Raw genomic sequence first — 20,561 nt, forward strand, 5'->3', positions numbered from 1 at the left:
GCGCGACGAACCGATCCAACGTCTCAACGGGCGCCTATCATAGCAGCGGCGTTCGCGTTGCCGGACGCGCAGATGACGCACGCGCGGCACGGGACAGTCGTCGCGGCGCCGGTACAATGACCCGAATATTCAGACCAAACGCCGCGATGCGCGCCGCTCGCGCGGGACGGCGTCGTTTTCATCCTGCCATGCGTGTCAAACAGTTGCTTGCCGTGTCGCTGTCGGCGGCGCTCGCGCTGCCGCCGGGCGGCCATGCGCAGAGCGCATCCGCGCCGCCGCTCGAGCCGGCGGCCGGCGGCGCGACGTCGATTTCCACCGTGCCGTCCGGCATCGCGACCGGTGTGTTCGGCACATACGGCGGCGCGGAGAGCCGGTTCTCGGGCGCGGGCGGTGCGTCGGCGCCGGTCGCGAGCCTGCGCGCGCCGCTGCGTGCGCTGGAGCTGCCCGATCTCGGCGACGGCTCCGGCGGTTCGCTGACGCCGCAGGCCGAGCGCCGGCTCGGCGAGCGCGTGATGCGCGAAGTGCGGCGCGATCCCGACTATCTCGACGACTGGCTCGTGCGCGACTACCTGAACGCGATGGCGGCGCGGCTCGCGGCCGCGGCGGCCGCGCGCTACATCGGCGGCTACACGCCCGACTTCGACCTGTTCCCGGTGCGCGATCCGCAGATCAACGCGTTCTCGATGCCGGGCGGCTTCATCGGGATCAACAGCGGGCTGGTGGTGACGACTCAGACGGAGTCGGAACTCGCGTCGGTGGTCGGCCACGAGATGGGGCACGTGCTGCAGCGGCACATCGCCCGGATGATCGGCGCGAACGAGAAGACCGGCTACACGGCGCTCGCGACGATGCTGCTCGGCGTGCTGGCCGGCGTGCTCGCGCGCAGCGGCGATCTCGGCAGCGCGATCGCGATGGGCGGGCAGGCGTACGCGGTCGACAACCAGCTGCGATTCTCGCGGTCGGCCGAGCGCGAGGCCGACCGCGTCGGCTTCCAGTTGCTCGCGGGCGCCGGCTACGACCCGTACGGGATGCCCGGCTTCTTCGAGCGGCTCGACCGCGCGTCGATGGGCGATGCGGGCGTGCCGGCCTATGCGCGTACGCACCCGCTGACCGGCGAGCGGATCGCCGACATGGAGGATCGCGCGCGCCGCGCGCCGTACCGGCAGCCGCGCCAGTCGGCCGAATACGGGTTCGTGCGCGCGCGGCTGCGTGTCCTGCAGAACCGCGCGCCGACCGACCTCTCGGCCGAGGCGCGGCGGATGCAGCTCGAGATCGACGATCGCACGGCGCCGAACGTCGCGGCGAACTGGTACGGCATCGCGCTCGCGAACACGCTGCTCGGCCAGTACGACGCGGCCGACAGGGCACTTGCGTCGGCCCGTGCCGCCTTCGATGCGCGCGAGCGGCGCGAGGACGACCCGGCGACCAGCTCGCCGAGCCTCGACGTGCTGGCCGCCGACATCGCGCGCCGCGCGGGTAGGGCCGACGATGCGGTACGGCTGGCCGCACTTGCCCAGCGCCGCTGGCCGGCATCGCACGCGGCGATCGTCGCGCACCTGCAGGCGCTGCTCGCCGCACGCCGCTTCGCCGAAGCGCAGACGCTCGCCCGGGCGCAGGCGAAGGCCGACCCCGAACAGCCGGACTGGTGGGATTACCTCGCGAAGTCGAGCGACGGCAAGGGCGATGTGCTCACGCGGCGCCGCGCGCTGGCGGAGAAGCTGGCGCTCGACGGCGCGTGGCCGTCGGCGATCCGGCAGCTGAAGGAAGCGCGCGACGCGAAGGACGTGTCGTTCTACGAGCAGTCGATCATCGGTGCGCGGCTGCTGGAATTCGAGGCACGCTACAAGGAAGAGCGCGACGACGAGAAGAACGGCCGCGGGTAGCGGCCGCCGCGGGGGCCGCCGCGTCAGTTGCCGCCGTCGGCCGTGTCGCGTGCATGGCGCGTCGGGCTCGCGACGTAGCCGAACCGGCCAGGCACGTCGGCGCACGCGATGCTGCCGAGCGGCAGCGCGCGGCCGTCGCGCCAGCGGAGCACGGGCGGCTCGGCATCGAAATCCGCGTGATCGGCGAACAGCCCGAGGTCGTGGTCGTGCAGCGCCGCGATGCGCGGGGGTGTGCCGGCCTCGCGAAACAGTACGCCGCCGCCGTCGTCGAGCCAGGCTGCGTCCGGTTCGAACGGGGCGCCGGTCTGGTCGGTGAGCGCAAGCTGCCCGTCACGCTCGGCGAGCCGCACGACCCACGGCGTATAGGCGAGTTCGACGTACACGCGCTGCGGCCCGTTCTGGAAGAACCACCGGCCCTGCGCGTCGCAGTCGTAGTTGCGGCCGATGAACGCGTTCAGCGCGGCATGCCGGATCGGCGAGCCGAGCTCGCCGGCCGCCTGCGCGGCGTCGTCGCGCAGCCGCCACGTGCCGCGCCGGTCGAGCAGCAGCCAGCCGGTGCAATGCGGCACGTTCGGCCATTTGGCGAGCGCCTGCCTGACGATGTCATCCATGGTCGACGAATTTCGAGCAATAGCCGAACACCCGCGCCGACAGCCAGTCGAGGCGGCCGGGGAACGGCCCGGTCATGAAGCCCGCATGGCCGCCGTGCGCGGGCTGGTCGAGCTCGACGGCCGGCGATACGTCGGCCGGCCCCGGCAGCGCCGATTCGGGCAGGAACGGGTCGTTGCGGGCGTTGAGGATCAGCGTCGGCACGTCGATCGCGGGCAGCAGCGGCCGCGTGGTCGCCTTCGTCCAGTAGTCGTCCGCGTTCGCGAAACCGTGCAGCGGCGCGGTCACGACTTCGTCGAAGTCGCGCATCGTCACGGCCTGCAGCATCGCTTCGCGGTCGAACAGCCCCGGATACTGGTCGAGCTTGGCGAGCGCCTTGCGCTTGAGCGTCTTCAGGAAGCTGCGCGTGTAGACCATCGCGAACCCCTGCGACAGCGCGCGGCCGCCCGCATGCACGTCGATCGGCGTCGAGATCGCGGCGGCGGCGCGCACGATCGACGTGTCGCTGCGATGCTCGCCGAGCCAGCGCAGCAGCACGTTGCCGCCGAGCGACACGCCGGCCGCGACGAGCGGCCCGCGATGCTGCGCGGCGAGCCGGCGCAGGATCCAGTCGACTTCGGCGCTGTCGGCGAGATGGTAGAAGCGCGGCTGGCGGTTGATCTCGCCGCTGCAACTGCGGAAGTGCGGGACGACCGCGTGCCAGCCGTTCGCGCGCGCGGCGGCCATCATCGCGAGCGCGTAGTGCGAGCCGGAGCTGCCTTCGAGGCCGTGGAACAGCACGAACAGCGGTGCGTCGGGGGCCGGCGCCGCGCTGTCGAGATGCGCGACCCAGTCGAGATCGATGAAGTCGTGGTCGGGGGTTTCCCATCGCTCTCGCCGGTAAGCGACGACCGGACGCCGCGCGAACAGCGCGGGCACGATGGTTTGCACATGGCTGTTGGGCAGCCAGCGCGGTGCGCGATAGCGCAATGAATCGTCGTCGGGGGCCGGGGCCCCGGTGAGCGGCGAGGTGGGCGGAGAAGCCGTACTCATGATCGCCCCGCTAATGCGTTGCTTCGTTTTTCGTCAGTGCAGCGGACCCTGCCCGTGACGGATCTTCGCGGCGAATTGTCCGGCCGCCTGTTCAGGAATCGGGCTCGCGTGGATGTGCGCGATGCGCCACTCGCCGCGTTCGTGGATCATCACGTACGTCGCGAAAACCATGTCGGGTTCGGCCGTCAGGTCGGCCTGCTGATGCGCTTCGGCGATCGTATAGACGACCGTGCCGAGGCTGTCGTACACGCGGATGTCGAGCGGCTCGATCGTGACCGGGCGCGTCGCGAGCCGGTTGGCGAGCCCGCCGCGAATCTGGTCGAGGCCGTGCAGATGCTCGCCGTCCGCCCACACGCAGCTGGCGAAATCCTCGTCGATCCACAGCGCCAGCAGCGCGTCGAGATTGGCATCCGCGACGGCCTGGTAGTAGGCGTTCAGCGTATCGGCAGCAGCTTCGAACAGGCGGGCAAAACGTGGCATCGGGGTTGTCTCTCGCGCGCGTCGCGCGCCGTATTCAGCACGGCGGCCCGGATCGAGCCGCCGCACACCGGTGAATCGGATTGCCCGGCGCGCCGTGCGACGCTGCCGGTCAGGGTCAGCGCTGCCCGACGAGCATGCCGCGCAAATCGCCGAATACCTGCTCGGGACCGAGTTCGCGCAGGCATTTCAGGTGGCCGAGCGGGCACTCGCGTTCGAAGCAGGGACTGCATTCGAGATGCAGCCATTGTACCTTCGCCAGGTCCGACAGCGGAGGGGTGTGGCGCGGATCGGTCGATCCGTACAACGCGACGAGCGGCCGGCGCAACGCGGCGGCGACGTGCATCAGCCCGGAATCGTTGGTGACGACCGCGTTCGCGCGCGCAATCAGCGCGCACGCCTCGGACAACGACGTCTGCCCGCACAGGTTGTGCACGTTCGGCGCATGGTCGGCGATCGCCTGCGCGGCCGCGGCATCCTTCTGCGAGCCGAGCGCGACGATCTGCGTGTACGGGAACGACTGGTGCACGATGGTCGCGAGCGACGCGAAGTGCTCGGGTGGCCAGCGCTTGGCCGGGCCGTATTCGGCGCCCGGGCAGAACACGACGAGCGGCTTGCGCGTATCGAGATTGAAACGCGCGGACACGCGCGCCGTCTCGTTCAGGTCGGCATCGAGGCGCGGCGCGGGCAGGGTTTTCATCGACTCGGGCAGCTTCGCGCCCGGCGCATACGCAAGCGCCGCGTAGTGCGTCGTCATCGGCGGCCGCTCGCCCGACTTGTCGGGGTTCGCGTGCCGCACGTTCAGCAGCCCGTAGCGGTGCTCGCCCGTATAGCCGATCCGCAGCGGAATGTTCGCGAGCCACGGAATCACGGCGGACTTCAGCGAATTCGGCAGCACGTACGCCGCATCGTAGCCGACGTCGCGCAGGTCGCTCGCGAGCTGCCAGCGGCGCAGCAGCTGCAGCTTGCCGTGCGCGAGATCGGTCGCGTAGACATCGTGGATCTCGGGCATCCGCTCGAGCACGGGCGCGACCCACGTGGGTGCGACGGCATCGATCGCGATGCGGGGATGGAGTTTCTTCAGCAGCGCAAAAAGCGGCTGCGCCATCAATGCGTCACCGATCCAGTTCGGTGCGATAACCAGCGCTCGACGCATCAGGTCGACTTCCGATGTCGTAATGAAGCACGGCGCTCGGGCGCCGCGTTCGGGTTGCCAGAATGGGGAAGGGCGGCGCGCCGGGCCTCCGGCTGCGCCGCCTTGCGGGTCGGCGGGCCATCAGGCCCGGCCGCCGGGGCTCAGTGGCCCTTGACGACCTCGCCGTCGCGCAGCTTGTAGCGCGTGCCGCAGTACGGGCAGCGCGCCTCGCCGTGCGATACGTCGATGAAGACGCGCGGGTGTGCGTTCCAGCGCGTCATGGCCGGGTTCGGGCAGTAGGCGGGAAGATCCTTGGCCGACAGCTCGACCAGCGGCATTTCCTTGATTTCACTCATGAGACTTTCTCTTTATCACTCTTGTGTGGGGCGGTCGGGGCGCGGCGCGCTCAGACCTTCGTCAGCCAGTGCGCGTACTTCGCGTTCTTGCCCGACACGATATCGAAAAACGCCGACTGGAGCTTTTCCGTGACGGGGCCGCGCGCGCCGCTGCCGATCGTGCGGTTGTCGAGCTCGCGGATCGGCGTGACTTCGGCGGCCGTGCCGGTGAAGAATGCTTCGTCGGCCGTGTAGACCTCGTCGCGCGTGATGCGTTTCTCGATCACGTCGATGCCGGCGTCCTTCGCGAGCGTGATGACCGTGTCGCGCGTGATGCCGTCGAGGCACGACGACAGGTCGGGCGTGTACAGCTTGCCGTTGTTCACGAGGAAGAAGTTCTCGCCGGAGCCTTCGGACACGTAGCCGTCGACGTCGAGCAGCAGCGCTTCGTCGTAGCCGTCGGCCGTCGCTTCCTGGTTCGCGAGGATCGAGTTCACGTACCAGCCCGACGCCTTCGCGCGCACCATCGACACGTTCACGTGGTGGCGCGTGAACGACGACGTCTTCACGCGGATGCCCTTCGCGAGGCCGTCCTCGCCGAGGTACGCGCCCCACGGCCACGCGGCGATCGCGACGTGGATCGTGTTGCCCTTCGCGGCCACGCCGAGCTTTTCCGAGCCGACCCAGATGATCGGGCGCAGGTAGCACGACTCGAGCCGGTTCTCGCGCACGACCGCGAGTTGCGCGGCTTCGAGCGTTTCCCGGTCGAACGGCACGTCCATCTGGAAGATCTTCGCCGAATTCAGCAGACGTTTGGTGTGCTCGCGCAGGCGGAAGATCGCGGTGCCGCCGTCGGCCGTCTTGTACGCGCGCACGCCCTCGAAGACGCCCATGCCGTAGTGCAGCGTGTGGGTCAGGACGTGGATCTTGGCGTCGCGCCAGTCGATCAGCTTGCCGTCCATCCAGATCTTGCCGTCGCGGTCGGCCATTGACATACGATTCTCCTGGAAGCGGTGATGTGCTGCGGGTGGTGTGCAGCGTTGAGCCGGAAAGACGCTTATTTTAGCGTCATTTGGCGGCGATCCGGTCGGACGGCACGGGGCCGGCGCTATAATCGTCCGGTACCGATTCCAATAACGATGGGTCGCACCGGCAGGAGGCGCCGGCGTCCCGACGAACCGCCCGCTGCGGCCCGCTTTCCGATGCTCGCTCGATTGTCCGCCACCGACCGCTTCGCGCTGATCCAGGGCGCGCGCGACTATTCCCCGACACTGATGGCGATCCTGTCGTGGGGGCTCGTCACCGGCATCGCGATGAGCAAGTCCGTGATGACGCTCGGGCAGGCGAGCGCGATGTCGCTGTTCGTCTACGCGGGCTCGTCGCAGCTCGCGGTGCTGCCGCTCCTCGCGGCGAAGCTGCCGATCTGGACCGTGCTGCTCACGGCCGCGATGGTCAACCTGCGCTTCGTGATCTTCAGCGCCGGGCTGGCGCCTCATTTTTCCTACCTGCCGCTGTGGCGGCGCCTCGCGATCGGCTATTTCAACGGCGACGTGATCTACCTGCTGTTCCAGAAGCAAGGCTTCGCGTACGGCCGCGTGCCGGGCAAGGAAGCGTATTTCTGGGGGATGGCGCTCGCGAGCTGGGCGTCATGGCAGGTGTCGTCGCTCGCCGGCATCCTGCTCGCGAGCTTCTTTCCGGCGAGCTGGGGGCTGGAGCTGGCCGGCACGCTCGCGCTGATCCCGATCATGGTGTCGGCGGTCGCGAACCGCTCGACGCTCGCGGCCGTCGCGGTCGCCGGGATCGTGTCGCTCGTCGCGTTCGACCTGCCGTACCGGCTCGCGCTGCCGCTCGCGGTGCTCGCCGCGCTCGCGGCCGGCTGCACGGCCGACTTCTTCGTCGAGCGGGCCGACTGGCGGCGCATCCGTACCGAAACCGTGCACGAAAAGGAGATCGAATGAGCGCGACGGAGATCTGGATCGTCATCGTCGGGATGACGATCGTCACGGCCGTCACGCGCGCGCTGTTCCTGATCGGCGGCGAGCGCACCGTGCTGCCCGAACGCGCGCAGCGCGCGCTGCGCTACGCGCCGGCCGCCGCGCTCGTCGCCGTCGTGCTGCCCGACGTGCTCGAAACGCCGGCCGGGCTGTCGTTCGCGCTGTCCAATCATCCGTTCTACGCGGCGCTCGCCGGCCTCGGCTGGTTTTTGTGGCGGCGCAGCATGCTCGGCACGATCGTCGTCGGGATGCTCGTGTTCACCGTCCTGCGCCTGATCTTCTGATGGGCCGCCGTTCAGGCCCGGCCGGCGCCGCGCGCCTGCGCGTGCGGATTGCTGCATTGCGGCAACGCATCGGTTTCCCCGCGCGATCCCAAATAGGCGGAATTCGCCGCCGCACGGGTCAGTCTGCCGGGTGGATCGGCTAGAATGCCCGTTCGAGATTTTTTACCCGTGCGCGCCATGCGAACCGCCAGCCACGGCCGCATCCGGCGCCCTTTCGCGGCAGCCCGCGCACGTCCAGCGTGAACCCCCTTTCCCCATCCACTACTTCAATCTGTTCAACATGAGCCAAGTCAAGCGTCTTACCGACCTGATCGCCGCCGGCCAGCTCGCCGGCAAGCGGGTGTTCATCCGCGCCGACCTGAACGTCCCGCAGGACGATCACGGCAACATCACCGAGGACACGCGCGTGCGTGCGTCCGTGCCGGCCATCCAGGCCGCGCTCGACGCCGGCGCGGCCGTGATGGTCACGTCGCACCTCGGCCGTCCGACCGAAGGCGAATTCAAGCCGGAAGACTCGCTCGCGCCGGTCGCGAAGCGACTCGCCGAGCTGCTCGGCCGCGACGTGCCGCTGGTGTCGAACTGGGTCGAGAACGGCGTGAACGTCGCGCCGGGCCAGGTCGTGCTGCTCGAGAACTGCCGCGTGAACAAGGGCGAGAAGAAGAATTCGGACGAGCTCGCGCAGAAGATGGCGAAGCTCTGCGACGTGTACGTGAACGACGCGTTCGGCACCGCGCACCGCGCGGAAGCGACCACCCACGGGATCGCGAAGTACGCGCCGGTTGCCTGCGCGGGCCCGCTGCTTGCTGCGGAACTCGACGCGCTCGGCAAGGCGCTCGGCAACCCGGCCCGTCCGCTGGTGGCGATCGTCGCCGGCTCGAAGGTGTCGACCAAGCTGACGATCCTGAAGTCGCTGGCCGGCAAGGTCGACCAGCTGATCGTCGGCGGCGGCATCGCGAACACGTTCATGCTCGCGGCCGGCCTGTCGATCGGCAAGTCGCTCGCGGAAGCCGATCTCGTCGCCGAGGCGAAGGCGATCATCGACGAAGCGCGCGAGCGCGGCGCGTCGGTGCCGATCCCGACCGACGTCGTGACGGCCAAGGAATTCTCGCCGACGGCCGCGGCCACGGTGAAGCAGGTCGCCGACATCGAAGCGGACGACATGATCCTCGACATCGGCCCCGATACGGCCCGCGCGCTCGCGAGCCAGCTCGAGAAGGCCGGCACGATCGTGTGGAACGGCCCGGTCGGCGTGTTCGAGTTCGACCAGTTCGGCAACGGCACCAGGACGCTCGCCGAAGCGATCGCCAAATCGTCCGCGTTCTCGATCGCGGGCGGCGGCGACACGCTCGCGGCCATCGCGAAGTACGGCATCCACGACCAGGTCAGCTACATCTCGACGGGCGGCGGCGCCTTCCTCGAGTTCCTCGAGGGGAAGAAGCTGCCGGCGGTGGAAGTGCTCGAAACGCGGGCGGCCTGAGCGTGGCGGCGCGCGCAGGGGCGACGAAGGCCGCGCGCTCCGCGAAAGCGGCGCAGCCGGCCGGCGCGGGCAAGCGCAAGCGCGCGCCCGCGCGGGCGAACCCCGCCACGCGCGCACCGGCGGCCGCCGGCGACGCGGCCGACCAGCACCACGGGATTCAGAACAAAGCGATGCCGGGCGCCAGCACCGGCACGCCCTCCGGAACGGCCGCCGCTGGGCCTGCCGCTTCCGGCTCTCGCAGCGTTTCACCCAGCGCATCCACCTTGATCCAGATGAGGAGTTTCATGCAGCGCGCCACCAAGATAGTCGCCACGATCGGCCCGGCATCCAGTTCGCCGGAGATTCTGCTGCAGATGATGCAGGCGGGCCTCGACGTCGTGCGGCTCAATTTTTCGCACGGCACGGCCGACGATCACCGCCAGCGCGCCGAAATGGTGCGCGAGGCCGCCCGCAAGGTCGGGCGCGAGATCGCGATCATGGCCGACCTCCAGGGCCCGAAGATCCGCGTCGGCAAGTTCGAGAACGGCAAGACGACGCTCGTGCCGGGGCAGCCGTTCATCCTCGATGCGGGCTGCGAACTCGGCAACGACGAGCGCGTCGGCCTCGACTACAAGGAGCTGCCGCGCGACCTGAAGCCGGGCGACCTGCTGCTGCTGAACGACGGCCTGATCGTGCTGACCGTCGAGCGCGTGCTCGGCGACGAGATCCACACGATCGTCAAGGTGGGCGGCGAGCTGTCGAACAACAAGGGGATCAACCGCCAGGGCGGCGGCCTGTCGGCGCCGGCGCTGACCGCGAAGGACATGGAGGACATCCGCACCGCGATGTCGCTCGGCGCGGACCTCGTCGCGGTGTCGTTCCCGAAGAACGCGACCGACATGGAAATGGCGCGCCAGCTCGCGAACATCGCGGGCGCGCCGTACGGCATCAAGCCGAAGATGATCGCGAAGATCGAGCGCGCGGAGGCGATTCCGGCGCTGCAGAGCATCCTCGACGCGTCCGACGGCATCATGGTCGCGCGCGGCGACCTCGCGGTGGAAGTCGGCAACGCGGCCGTGCCGGCGCTGCAGAAGCGGATGATCCGGATGGCGCGCGAGTCGAACAAGCTCGTGATCACCGCGACGCAGATGATGGAATCGATGATCTACGCGCCGGTGCCGACCCGCGCGGAAGTGTCGGACGTCGCGAACGCGGTGCTCGACGGCACCGACGCGGTGATGCTGTCGGCCGAGACGGCCGCCGGCAAGTACCCGGTCGTCACGATCGAGACGATGGCGGCGGTGTGCGTCGAGGCGGAAAAGTCCGAGCACGTCGAGCTGGACAAGGACTTCCTCGACCGCACGTTCACGCGGATCGACCAGTCGATCGCGATGGGCGCGCTGTTCACCGCCTATCACCTGGGCGCGAAGGCGATCATCGCGCTGACCGAATCGGGCGCGACCGCGCTGTGGATGTCGCGTCACTACACGCACGTGCCGATCTTCGCGCTGACGCCGCGCGTCGGCAGCGAGCGCACGATGGCGCTGTACCGCAACGTGACGCCGCTGCACGTCGACTTCAACAGCGACCGCGACTCGGCGCTGCAGGCGGCGCTCGAGATCGTCGTCAAGCAGGGTTACGTGCAGCACGGCGACATGGTCGTGCTGACCGTCGGCGAGCCGATGGGGCAGGCGGGCGGCACCAACACGCTGAAGATCGTGCGGGTCGGCGAGCACTATTGAGCGCCGGCTGAGCCTCCTCGAGCCGGCCCAGCCCGGCAGCCCGGATCGGCCGAAGTCGATCCGGCACCGCTTTTTGCGCGGAAGCCGCGCGGGGTCCGCAGCCCCGCGCGGCTTTTTTTCTCCTTTTTGGCCGCATTGTGCCGTGCGAACGTAACAAATTGCGAGCGCGGGCCACCGGGCGGTCGGAATCGGAGGCGCTTCGCGATAAAATGCGGCTATTCGACGCTCAGCCGTGCCGCGCCGTCCCGGTTCAGTGGGGAGCGAGCGCCGCGCCGGCGTCAGGGCGCACCGGTTTTCATTCCAAGGAGTTCCACAATGCCTCTCGTATCAATGCGTCAATTGCTGGACCACGCGGCAGAGCACGGTTACGGCCTGCCGGCCTTCAACGTGAACAACCTGGAGCAGGTCCAGGCGATCATGGCGGCGGCGGACCAGGTCGGCGCGCCCGTGATCATGCAGGCATCGGCCGGCGCGCGTAAATATGCGGGCGAGCCGTTCCTGCGCCACCTGATCGAAGCGGCGGTCGAGTCGTATCCGCACATCCCGGTCGTGATGCACCAGGATCACGGCCAGTCGCCGGCCGTGTGCATGGCCGCGATCCGCAGCGGCTTCACGAGCGTGATGATGGACGGTTCGCTCGAAGCCGACGGCAAGACAGTCGCGTCGTATGAGTACAACGTCGACGTGTCGCGCAAGGTCGTCGAGATGGCGCACTCGATCGGCGTGACGGTCGAGGCCGAACTGGGCGTGCTCGGCTCGCTCGAGACGATGAAGGGCGACAAGGAAGACGGCCACGGCGCGGAAGGCACGATGACCCGCGAGCAGTTGCTGACCGATCCGGAGCAGGCCGCCGACTTCGTGAAGCTCACGCAGTGCGATGCGCTCGCGATCGCGATCGGCACGTCGCACGGCGCGTACAAGTTCTCGAAGAAGCCGACGGGCGACATCCTGTCGATCCAGCGCATCAAGGAAATCCACGCGCGCATTCCGAACACGCACCTGGTGATGCACGGTTCGTCGTCGGTGCCGCAGGAACTGCTGGCCGAGATCCGCGAATTCGGCGGCGACATGAAGGAAACCTACGGCGTGCCGGTCGAGGAAATCCAGGAAGGCATCAAGCACGGCGTGCGCAAGATCAACATCGACACCGACCTGCGTCTCGCGATCACCGGCGCGATCCGCCGCTACATGGTCGAGAACCCGGGCAAGTTCGATCCGCGCGACTACCTGAAGCCCGCGCGCGAAGCCGCGAAGAAGGTGTGCGTCGACCGTTACCTCGCGTTCGGCTGCGAAGGCCAGGCCGGCAAGATCAAGCCGGTGTCGCTCGACAAGATCGCCGAGCAGTACAAGTCGGGCGCGCTCGCCCAGGTCGTGCGCTGAGACTGTAGTACGATTGCCCCGCCCGGTTCTGCCGCCGGGCATGGGCTGGCCGCCCGGTCGGCCGGATCCGATCCGGCCCCGGCAGCCGTTCCGTCCGGCCGAACGAGGGCCGGCCGGCAACCGCCCGGGCATGGCGCCCGCCGGTTCGCCGACGCATTGCAAGACCGCCGTTCCCGCCTGCCGCGGGGAACGGCGTTTCCCTTTTTGTTTGGCTCCTTATCTGCGAAAAGACGATGTCTACCCTTTACGAATCCACGCTCCGCTCGCTGCCGCTCCTCGGTCGCGGCAAGGTTCGCGATAACTACGCGGTCGGCAACGACAAGCTCCTGATCGTCACGACCGATCGCCTGTCGGCCTTCGACGTGGTGATGGGCGAGCCGATTCCGAACAAGGGCCGCGTGCTGAACCAGATGGCGAACTTCTGGTTCGACAAGCTCGCGCACATCGTGCCGAACCACCTGACTGGCGACGCGCCGGAATCGGTCGTCGCGGCCGACGAGGTCGAGCAGGTCAAGGGCCGCGCGGCGGTCGTCAAGCGCCTCGAGCCGATCATGATCGAAGCGGTCGTGCGCGGCTACCTGGCCGGCAGCGGCTGGAAGGAATACCAGGCGTCGGGCGCCGTGTGCGGCGTGCCGCTGCCGGCAGGCCTGCAGAACGCGCAGAAGCTGCCCGAGCCGATCTTCACGCCGGCCGCGAAGGCCGAGATGGGCGAGCACGACGAGAACATCACGTTCGAGGAAACCGAGCGCCGCATCGGCACCGAGCTGGCCGCGACGATCCGCGACATCTCGATCAAGCTGTACAAGGAAGCGGCAGACTACGCGGCGACGCGCGGCATCATCATCGCCGACACGAAGTTCGAATTCGGCCTCGACAACCACGGCAAGCTGTATCTGATGGACGAAGTGCTGACCGCCGATTCGTCGCGCTTCTGGCCGGCCGACCAGTACGAAGTGGGCACGAACCCGCCGTCGTTCGACAAGCAGTTCGTGCGCGACTGGCTCGAGGCGCAGCCGTGGGGCAAGACGGCGCCGGCGCCGGCGCTGCCGGCCGACGTCGTCGAGAAGACGGCCGCGAAGTACCAGGAAGCGCTCGAGCGCATCACGGGCCAGTCGCTCGCCTGAGAAGGAACGCACGAAAATGAGTGAAGTCCAGACTGCCCACACGCACAGCGCGCCGCTCGTCGGCGTGCTGATGGGTTCGAGTTCCGACTGGGACGTGATGAAGCATGCGGTCGCCATCCTGCAGGAATTCGGCGTGCCGTACGAAGCGAAGGTCGTGTCCGCGCACCGGATGCCCGACGAGATGTTCGACTATGCGGAGAAGGCGCGCGAGCGCGGGCTGCGCGCGATCATCGCGGGCGCCGGCGGCGCCGCGCACCTGCCCGGCATGCTCGCCGCGAAGACCACGGTGCCCGTGCTCGGCGTGCCGGTCGCGAGCAAGTACCTGAAGGGTGTCGATTCGTTGCACTCGATCGTGCAGATGCCGAAGGGCGTGCCCGTCGCGACGTTCGCGATCGGCGAGGCCGGCGCCGCGAATGCCGCATTGTTCGCCGTGTCGATCCTGTCCGGCACGTCGGTCGACTACGCGAACCGGCTCGCCGCGTTCCGCGTGCGCCAGAACGAAGCCGCGCACGCGATGGTGCTGCCGCCGCTGGAATGACGGCATGGCGCGCGGCCGCACGACGCGGCCGGCGCCGGATTTTCCCACTGCGGCGGGCATCCGCGTTCCGCCGCGATCGACCACTGACATGACCGCAACTCCTGATTCCGTTTCCCCGATCCTGCCCGGCGCGTGGCTGGGCATGGTCGGCGGTGGCCAGCTCGGCCGCATGTTCTGCTTTGCCGCCCAGTCGATGGGCTATCGCGTCGCCGTGCTCGACCCCGATCCGGCGAGCCCGGCCGGCGCGGTCGCCGATCGCCACCTGCGCGCGGCGTACGACGACGAAGCCGCGCTCGCCGAGCTGGCCGACCTGTGCGAGGCCGTATCGACGGAGTTCGAGAACGTGCCGGCCGCGAGCCTCGATTTCCTCGCGCGCACGACGTTCGTCGCGCCGGCCGGCCGCTGTGTCGCCATCGCGCAGGACCGGATCGCGGAGAAGCGTTTCATCGAGGCGTCGGGCGTGCCGGTCGCGCCGCACGTCGTGATCGAATCGGCGGCGGCGCTCGCCGCGCTCGACGACGCGGCGCTCGACGCCGTGCTGCCGGGCATCCTGAAGACGGCCCGGCTCGGTTACGACGGCAAGGGCCAGGTGCGCGTCGCCACCGCACGCGAAGCACGCGACGCGCATGCCGCGCTCGGCGGCGTGCCGTGCGTGCTGGAGAAGCGCCTGCCGCTGAAATACGAAGTGTCGGCACTGATCGCGCGCGGCGCGGACGGCCGTTCGGCCGCGTTCCCGCTCGCGCAGAACGTGCACCACAACGGCATCCTCGCGCTGACGGTCGTGCCGGCGCCGGCGGCCGATGCCGCGCGCGTCGAAGAGGCGCAGCGGGCGGCCGTGCGGATCGCCGATACGCTCGGCTACGTCGGCGTGCTGTGCGTCGAGTTCTTCGTGCTGGAAGACGGCTCGTTCGTCGCGAACGAAATGGCGCCGCGCCCGCACAACTCCGGCCACTACACGGTCGATGCGTGCGCAACGAGCCAGTTCGAGCAGCAGGTGCGCGCGATGACGCGCATGCCGCTCGGCAATCCGCGCCAGCATTCGCCGGCCGCGATGCTGAACATCCTCGGCGACGTGTGGTTCCCCAACGGGGCGACCGGCGTAGGTGTGACAGCCGAGGCCGTCACGCCGCCGTGGGACACGGTCGCCGCGATGCCGGCCGCGCACCTGCACCTGTACGGCAAGGAAGAAGCGCGCGTCGGCCGCAAGATGGGCCACGTGAACTTCACGGCCGAGACGCGCGACGAAGCCGTCGCCGCCGCCACCGCGTGCGCGCAGCTGCTGCGCGTGCCGCTCGACTGAGGCGCCGGCCGATGTCCATCGATCTGCCGAACACCGTGACGCCTGCCCAGGTCGACGCGGCCGCCGCATTGCTCGACGCGGGCCAGCTCGTCGCGTTTCCGACCGAAACCGTCTACGGGCTCGGCGGCGACGCGGCGAATCCGGAGGCCGTCGCACGCATTTATGCGGCGAAAGGGCGACCGGCGAACCATCCGGTGATCGTGCATCTGCCGCCCGGCGGCGATCCCGGCTACTGGGCCGACGACCTGCCGGCCGATGCGCACGCGCTGATCGATGCATTCTGGCCGGGGCCGCTCACGCTGATCCTGAAGCGCCACGCGCGCATTCCGGATGCCGTGAGCGGCGGGCAGGATTCGGTCGGGCTGCGCTGCCCGTCGCATCCGGTCGCGCAGGCGCTGCTGGCCGCGTTCAGCGCGCGGCGCGGCGGCCACGGCGGCGTGGCCGCGCCGTCCGCGAACCGGTTCGGCCACGTGAGCCCGACGACCGCGCAGCACGTGCGCGACGAATTCGGCGATACGGTGCACGTGCTCGACGGCGGCGCGTCGGAAGTCGGCATCGAGTCGACGATCCTCGACCTGTCGCGCGGTTTCCCGGCGCTGCTGCGCCCGGGCCACGTGACGCCGCGGCAGATCGCCGACGTGCTCGGCCGCGCGCCGAAGCTGCCGGACGGCAGCGATGCGACGGCGCCCCGCGCATCGGGCACGCTGAAAGCGCATTACGCGCCGCGCACGCCGCTCGCGCTGCTGCCGTTCGACGCGCTCGAGCCGCTGCTCGCGGCCGCGCAAACCGACGGCGAGCGCGTCGCGCTCGTCGCCCGCGCGTCGCGGGCCGGGCGCTGGGCGCAGGCCGACGGCGTGCATTTCGTCGCGGCGCCGGAAGATCCGCAGGCTTATGCACGCGACCTGTACGGGATGCTGCGGGCGCTCGACCGCGCGCAGGTTGCGCGCATCCTCGTCGAGAAGCTGCCCGAGACCGTCGAATGGATCGCGGTCAACGATCGTCTCGGCCGCGCGGCGGCCGCGTTCGAAGCGCGCGACTGACGCAGTTTTCGCCTTTCGCTCGGGAATGAAAAAACGCCTGACCGGTTCGCACCGGTCAGGCGTTTTCGTTTGGGCGCGTGGCCAGGTGCTTACTTGCCGACGCCCGACTTCGCGATCTGCTGTTCGACGTACTGCGCGAACAGCGCATGCAGGCGCGTCGTCGGGTGGACCGTGTCGGCGAACATGTAGGTCTGGTCCGCGTTCGCGACCGTGTAGGTCTGCGGCGAGCAGAACAGCGACGAGCCGAACGCGGTCGCGTTCGCGACGCCGTACTGCGTGGCGGCCTGGACCATCGCCTTCAGGTTGCACGCCGTGTCGGTGTTCGACACGCTGAAGCCGTTCGCCTGGTAGTTGGCCGCGATGCCGTCCTGCCACGTGAACGAATCGACCACCACGGCCTTCGTCGGGTCGACCTTGAGCGCCGCGAGCGTGCCGGCGAGCGTCTTGTTGAACAGCCCCGACAGTTGCGTGAACGCGGCCTGCGTGCCGCCCTGCAGCGCGAGCGGCGTGCCGCCGATGTCCGGCACGTTCGCGACGAACACGTGCGTCGCGCCCGCCGCGACGATCTGCTGGACGATCCCGCCGAGCTGCTGCGCGGCCAGGCCGATCGCCTGCGCGGCCGCGAGCTGCGCGGCCGGCGTATTGCCTTGCGCCTGCGCGACCTGGGCCTGATAGAAGATGTCGTTCGCGCCGCCGTTGATCAGCACGATCTGGCCGGCGTTGAAGCTGCCGTGCTGCGTCAGGTACTGCTTGACCTGATCGGCGATCGGCGTGGTGGTGGCCTGCGCATAGTCGGGGTTCGGCACGCTGGCGTCCGCATGGCCGATGCCCGGCTGCAGCGTCACGCGCGAGCCGCCCTGTGCGTAGCCGAGGCCGCCGGTGGCCTGCAGCGGAATGCCGAAGCCGCCCTGGTTCGCGGGCTGCAGCGTGTCGCCGTAGTACTGCGCGACGTCCTGCGTCCATACCTGGCCCGGGTTGGTCGTGAAGCGGCCGCCGCCGAAGCCGAGCTTGATCTGCGAATAGGTGCCGACGTCGGACAGGCTGTCGCCGAACGACACGATCTGCATCTTCACGCCCGACGGCGGCGTGTTCGACGCGCTGCCGCCGTTGTTGTCGTCACCGCCGCCGCATGCCGCGAGCAGCGCGAGCGCGGCGCCGGCGATCGCGACCTGCGCGATGCGCAGCATGCGCGGCCGGCTGCGGGAAGGTGCGTGTTGTTGTGTCTGCATCGTTCGATCTCCTCGTAGATATGGCCCTGATGTGTTTCTCATCTGCCGCGTGCCTGCTCGGTTCCGGGCTGCGCGGCGGCCGTTGGCTGAAACGGTTTATCGATCGCGCGCGGCCGCCAGCGGCGCGGTGCGCGGATCCGGGTTCGCGGCCTCGGCAATCTGCGCATGATAAGCGCTCGCCCATTCGGGCGGGCCGAAAATCGCGCGCAGCTTGTTGCGCCATCCGCCGACGCGCCACGCGTCGGACGCCAGCGACGCCCACTCGTGGAACGTCGCGACGAACGGGTTGTTCGAGCCGAGCCGCTCGACGATGCCGTATTGCGGCGGATCGTCGGGCGTCTCCTCGACATAGCTGCCGAACAGGCGATCCCAGATCACCAGGACGCCTGCGTAATTGCGGTCGATGTAGCGCGGGTTGCGCGCATGGTGCGCGCGATGGATCGACGGCGTGTTCAGCACGTATTCGAGCCAGCCGAGCTTGCCGATCGCCTGCGTGTGCACGAAGAACTGGAACGCGAGGTTGATCAGCACGATGCCGACGACCTGTTGCGGCGGAAAGCCGGCGAACGCGAGCGGCAGCCAGAACAGCCACATGCCCGCGACCGGGTACATCAGGCTCTGGCGGAAGGCGGTCGAGAAATTCATCCGCTCGGACGAGTGGTGCACGACGTGCGCGGCCCACAGCCAGCGCACGCGATGGCTCGCGCGATGGAACACGTAGTAGAGGAAGTCCTGCGCGACGAACAGCACCGCGAACGACAGCCAGCCGTCGTGCCACGTGTAAAGACGATAGTGCCGGTAGCAGTACGCATAGACGGGAATCACGAACAGCCACGCGATCTTGTCGGCGCCCTGGTGCATCAGCGCGAGCGCCGCGTTGCACAGCGTGTCGCGCCACGCATAGATGTGGTCGTGCGCACGGGTGCGGGCGAGGTGCCAGGCCTCCCACGCGATGCAGAGCAGGAAGACGGGCGCCAGCGCGAGCAGAAGCAATTCGACGTCGAATCGCATGGGCGTGTCTCCTTCGTTCCCCTGCAAGCCATGAGGCCGGGCGTGCGGCCCGTTGTAGATATCGGTCAGGCCAACAGCCTACGCAATCGCCACGCGCTAGGCGAGGGGGCAGCGTAGAGGGTTCCCTCTGAGGACAGGGTTTCTACGGAATCCGTACTGCGCGGGACCGGGCGGTACGGCCCCGCTTCGTGGGGCGCGGTGTGCGCGCGACGCGTGGCGGGCGCGTTTCAAACCGCGCAGCGCGGCATTTCACGGGCGACGCGCCGCAGGGCCGCATGGGCCCGCCCGGTCGGGACGGCCCGCTTGCGGGCTGCGCGGCGCGTCAGTGCGCGCCCGCGTAGATCCACTCGAGCAGCGTGTCGTGCGCGGCGCGCGCGGCTTCCGCGTGATCGTGGTTGATGAAGCTGACGACGATGTAGCTCTGGCCGTCGGCACCTGCGACGTAGCCGGCGATCGCCCGCACGTCGCGCAGCGTGCCGGTCTTGATGTGCGCGTTGCCGAGCACGCCCGCGTTGGTGAGACGGTTCTTCATCGTGCCGTCGATGCCGGCGATCGGCAGCGAATCGATGAACGCCTGCGCGACGGGGCTCGCGTTCGCGGCCTGCAACAGCGCGGCGAGCGACAGCGCGCTCACGTGCTCCTCGCGCGACAGCCCCGAGCCGTTCTCGAGCACGAGGTCGGGCATCGCGATGCCGCTCTTCTGCAGGAACGCCTGGATCGCGCGGCTCGACTGCTCGGGCGTCGCGGGCGGCTTGCCGGCGACCGCACCGATCGTCAGGAACAGGTTGCGCGCCATCACGTTGTTGCTGAACTTGTTGATGTCGTAGACGATGCTGCCGAGCACCGGGCTGTGATGCACGGCGAGCGGGCGCGCGGTGCCCGGTACCTTGCCTTCGCTCACCGGCCCCGCGATCGTGCCGCCGTCCTGCTGCCACAGCGCGAGGAAGCCGCGCGCGAAGAACGTCGTGTGATCGAGGATCGCGAGGTTGGTCGTATGCGCGCCGCAGCGCAGCGGGTAGTCGCCGGCGAACGACGCGGTCATGATCCCGGCGCCGGCCGTCAGCGTCGGGCGCGCGGCCGCGGCCGCCGCGCTGCACGAGCCCGAGCCTTCGACGAGCTGGTTGTCGATCGACAGGTTCGCGAGCGGGGGCAGCACGTCGACGGCGACCTTGCCGTCATCGCCCGGCGTGACCGTAAACGACACGGCCTTGAACGCGTACAACAGCGGATCGGGGCCGACGTTGTACGGCGCGCTCGCATCGTCGTCGAACGACGGCAGGTCGCGCGTCGACGCCGCGAAATAGCTCTTGTCGAGCACGAGGCCGCCGGCCACGCGCTTGACGCCGGCCTTGCGCAGCTTGTCGACGAGATCGATCAGCTCTTCGGGCACGAGCTTCGGATCGCCGGTGCCCTTGATGTACAGGTTGCCCTGCAGCGTGCCGTCGGGGTCGACCGTGCCGTCCGTATACGCGGTCGTGCGCCAGCGGTAGTCGGGGCCGAGGATCGACAGGCCCGAAAAGGTCGTCACGAGCTTCATCGTCGAGGCCGGCATCATCGGCCGGCTCGCATTCCACGCGATCAGCGGTTGCGGATCGCCGACGCGCTCGACGACGACGCTCATCGCCGACGCCGGCACCTTCGCGCGCTGCAGCGCGACGAGCACGGACGCCGGCAGGCCGGCCGCGCGCGCGGCGGGCGACACGACGGCGGTCTTGCGCGCTTCCTTGCGGGCTTGCTTGCGGGCCTGCGCGGGCGGCGCGAACGCGAGGGCCGTGCAGGTGGCGACGACGGCGGCCGCGCGCAGGCAGACGCGGGCGCGGGGGGCGAACCGGGCGGAAAGATCGGAAATCGGCATGGGCGAATACGGGAAAAGCAGGGGCTCGGGCAGGGCGCGCGGGGGCGCCGAAGCGCACATTGTAGAGACAAGTCGCGGCAGGTCCCCATGCAATCCGCCTTACTGTTGCATTGCACGGTGCCGCGCACGCGATTCGC

At 69.3% G+C, this 20,561-nt stretch carries 20 protein-coding genes; 10 read left to right on the plus strand and 10 right to left on the minus strand.

Going from position 1 to position 20,561, the window contains the following annotated elements:
* Positions 1 to 188 precede the first annotated feature (188 nt).
* Positions 189 to 1,883 carry a M48 family metalloprotease gene (locus tag HWX62_RS23300; protein ID WP_175927731.1) on the plus strand — a complete coding sequence of 565 codons (1,695 nt, stop codon included), beginning with the start codon at positions 189 to 191 and terminating at the stop codon, positions 1,881 to 1,883.
* 23 nt (positions 1,884 to 1,906) lie between these two features.
* Here HWX62_RS23300 and HWX62_RS23305 read toward each other — a convergent pair whose 3' ends face one another.
* From HWX62_RS23305 to HWX62_RS23330, 6 genes are all read right to left on the minus strand, one after another.
* Positions 1,907 to 2,494 (minus strand): DUF2946 family protein, encoded by a 588-nt coding sequence (locus tag HWX62_RS23305; RefSeq protein ID WP_175927730.1) that lies wholly within the window; start codon positions 2,492 to 2,494, stop codon positions 1,907 to 1,909.
* Entirely contained in the window at positions 2,487 to 3,524 is a 1,038-nt protein-coding gene (locus HWX62_RS23310; RefSeq protein ID WP_175927729.1) for a hydrolase, read from the minus strand. The genes HWX62_RS23305 and HWX62_RS23310 overlap by 8 nt, the downstream gene beginning before the upstream one ends.
* Positions 3,525 to 3,557: 33 nt before the next feature.
* Positions 3,558 to 4,004, minus strand: a complete 447-nt coding sequence (locus tag HWX62_RS23315; RefSeq protein ID WP_006477934.1) for a nuclear transport factor 2 family protein — start codon at positions 4,002 to 4,004, stop codon at positions 3,558 to 3,560.
* Positions 4,005 to 4,119: 115 nt separating this feature from the next.
* Positions 4,120 to 5,157, minus strand: a complete 1,038-nt coding sequence (gene waaF / locus HWX62_RS23320) for a lipopolysaccharide heptosyltransferase II (RefSeq protein ID WP_175927728.1) — start codon at positions 5,155 to 5,157, stop codon at positions 4,120 to 4,122.
* Positions 5,158 to 5,297: 140 nt separating this feature from the next.
* Positions 5,298 to 5,492, minus strand: a complete 195-nt coding sequence (locus HWX62_RS23325; RefSeq protein ID WP_175927727.1) for a zinc-finger domain-containing protein — start codon at positions 5,490 to 5,492, stop codon at positions 5,298 to 5,300.
* Between the two features lie 50 nt (positions 5,493 to 5,542).
* On the minus strand, positions 5,543 to 6,466 hold the full coding sequence (locus tag HWX62_RS23330) for a branched-chain amino acid transaminase (RefSeq protein ID WP_074802239.1): 924 nt from the start codon (positions 6,464 to 6,466) through the stop codon (positions 5,543 to 5,545).
* A 207-nt stretch (positions 6,467 to 6,673) separates the two neighbouring features.
* On the opposite strand from HWX62_RS23330, the gene HWX62_RS23335 reads away from it, so the two are divergent.
* The 3 genes from HWX62_RS23335 (at position 6,674) to HWX62_RS23345 (ending at position 9,226) form a co-directional block, all read left to right on the plus strand.
* Positions 6,674 to 7,429 (plus strand): AzlC family ABC transporter permease, encoded by a 756-nt coding sequence (locus tag HWX62_RS23335; protein ID WP_175927726.1) that lies wholly within the window; start codon positions 6,674 to 6,676, stop codon positions 7,427 to 7,429.
* On the plus strand, positions 7,426 to 7,749 hold the full coding sequence (locus HWX62_RS23340) for an AzlD domain-containing protein (RefSeq protein WP_059511805.1): 324 nt from the start codon (positions 7,426 to 7,428) through the stop codon (positions 7,747 to 7,749). Before HWX62_RS23335 ends, HWX62_RS23340 begins: the two co-directional genes overlap by 4 nt.
* A 280-nt stretch (positions 7,750 to 8,029) precedes the next feature.
* A complete protein-coding gene (locus tag HWX62_RS23345; RefSeq protein ID WP_175927725.1) occupies positions 8,030 to 9,226 on the plus strand; it encodes a phosphoglycerate kinase in 1,197 nt (398 codons plus the stop codon).
* 157 nt (positions 9,227 to 9,383) lie between these two features.
* Here the strand turns inward: HWX62_RS23345 and HWX62_RS33225 are convergent, their stop codons facing one another.
* Entirely contained in the window at positions 9,384 to 9,512 is a 129-nt protein-coding gene (locus HWX62_RS33225; RefSeq protein ID WP_268991145.1) for a hypothetical protein, read from the minus strand.
* On the opposite strand from HWX62_RS33225, the gene pyk reads away from it, so the two are divergent.
* The 6 genes from pyk (at position 9,511) to HWX62_RS23375 (ending at position 16,329) form a co-directional block, all read left to right on the plus strand.
* Complete coding sequence (gene pyk / locus HWX62_RS23350) at positions 9,511 to 10,947, plus strand: pyruvate kinase (RefSeq protein ID WP_175927724.1); 1,437 nt, start codon at positions 9,511 to 9,513, stop codon at positions 10,945 to 10,947. The genes HWX62_RS33225 and pyk overlap by 2 nt on opposite strands.
* Before the next feature lie 315 nt (positions 10,948 to 11,262).
* Positions 11,263 to 12,327, plus strand: a complete 1,065-nt coding sequence (fba, locus tag HWX62_RS23355) for a class II fructose-bisphosphate aldolase (protein ID WP_175927723.1) — start codon at positions 11,263 to 11,265, stop codon at positions 12,325 to 12,327.
* A 233-nt stretch (positions 12,328 to 12,560) separates the two neighbouring features.
* The gene (locus HWX62_RS23360; protein ID WP_175927722.1) at positions 12,561 to 13,451 is read left to right on the plus strand and encodes a phosphoribosylaminoimidazolesuccinocarboxamide synthase; all 891 of its coding nucleotides are present in this window, start codon (positions 12,561 to 12,563) and stop codon (positions 13,449 to 13,451) included.
* Positions 13,452 to 13,467: 16 nt separating this feature from the next.
* Complete coding sequence (purE, locus tag HWX62_RS23365; RefSeq protein ID WP_006413303.1) at positions 13,468 to 13,989, plus strand: 5-(carboxyamino)imidazole ribonucleotide mutase; 522 nt, start codon at positions 13,468 to 13,470, stop codon at positions 13,987 to 13,989.
* A gap of 88 nt (positions 13,990 to 14,077) precedes the next feature.
* Positions 14,078 to 15,289 (plus strand): 5-(carboxyamino)imidazole ribonucleotide synthase, encoded by a 1,212-nt coding sequence (locus HWX62_RS23370; RefSeq protein ID WP_175927721.1) that lies wholly within the window; start codon positions 14,078 to 14,080, stop codon positions 15,287 to 15,289.
* A gap of 11 nt (positions 15,290 to 15,300) precedes the next feature.
* Positions 15,301 to 16,329 carry an L-threonylcarbamoyladenylate synthase gene (locus tag HWX62_RS23375; RefSeq protein ID WP_175927720.1) on the plus strand — a complete coding sequence of 343 codons (1,029 nt, stop codon included), beginning with the start codon at positions 15,301 to 15,303 and terminating at the stop codon, positions 16,327 to 16,329.
* Between the two features lie 89 nt (positions 16,330 to 16,418).
* Here HWX62_RS23375 and HWX62_RS23380 read toward each other — a convergent pair whose 3' ends face one another.
* From HWX62_RS23380 to dacB, 3 genes are all read right to left on the minus strand, one after another.
* Entirely contained in the window at positions 16,419 to 17,558 is a 1,140-nt protein-coding gene (locus HWX62_RS23380; RefSeq protein ID WP_175927719.1) for an SGNH/GDSL hydrolase family protein, read from the minus strand.
* Positions 17,559 to 17,654: 96 nt separating this feature from the next.
* Complete coding sequence (locus HWX62_RS23385; RefSeq protein WP_175927718.1) at positions 17,655 to 18,569, minus strand: sterol desaturase family protein; 915 nt, start codon at positions 18,567 to 18,569, stop codon at positions 17,655 to 17,657.
* A gap of 322 nt (positions 18,570 to 18,891) precedes the next feature.
* The gene (gene dacB / locus HWX62_RS23390; RefSeq protein WP_175927717.1) at positions 18,892 to 20,424 is read right to left on the minus strand and encodes a D-alanyl-D-alanine carboxypeptidase/D-alanyl-D-alanine-endopeptidase; all 1,533 of its coding nucleotides are present in this window, start codon (positions 20,422 to 20,424) and stop codon (positions 18,892 to 18,894) included.
* Positions 20,425 to 20,561 lie beyond the last annotated feature (137 nt).

Source organism: Burkholderia sp. BCC0506 (genome assembly GCF_902833145.1).
Taxonomy (GTDB): Bacteria; Pseudomonadota; Gammaproteobacteria; order Burkholderiales; family Burkholderiaceae; genus Burkholderia.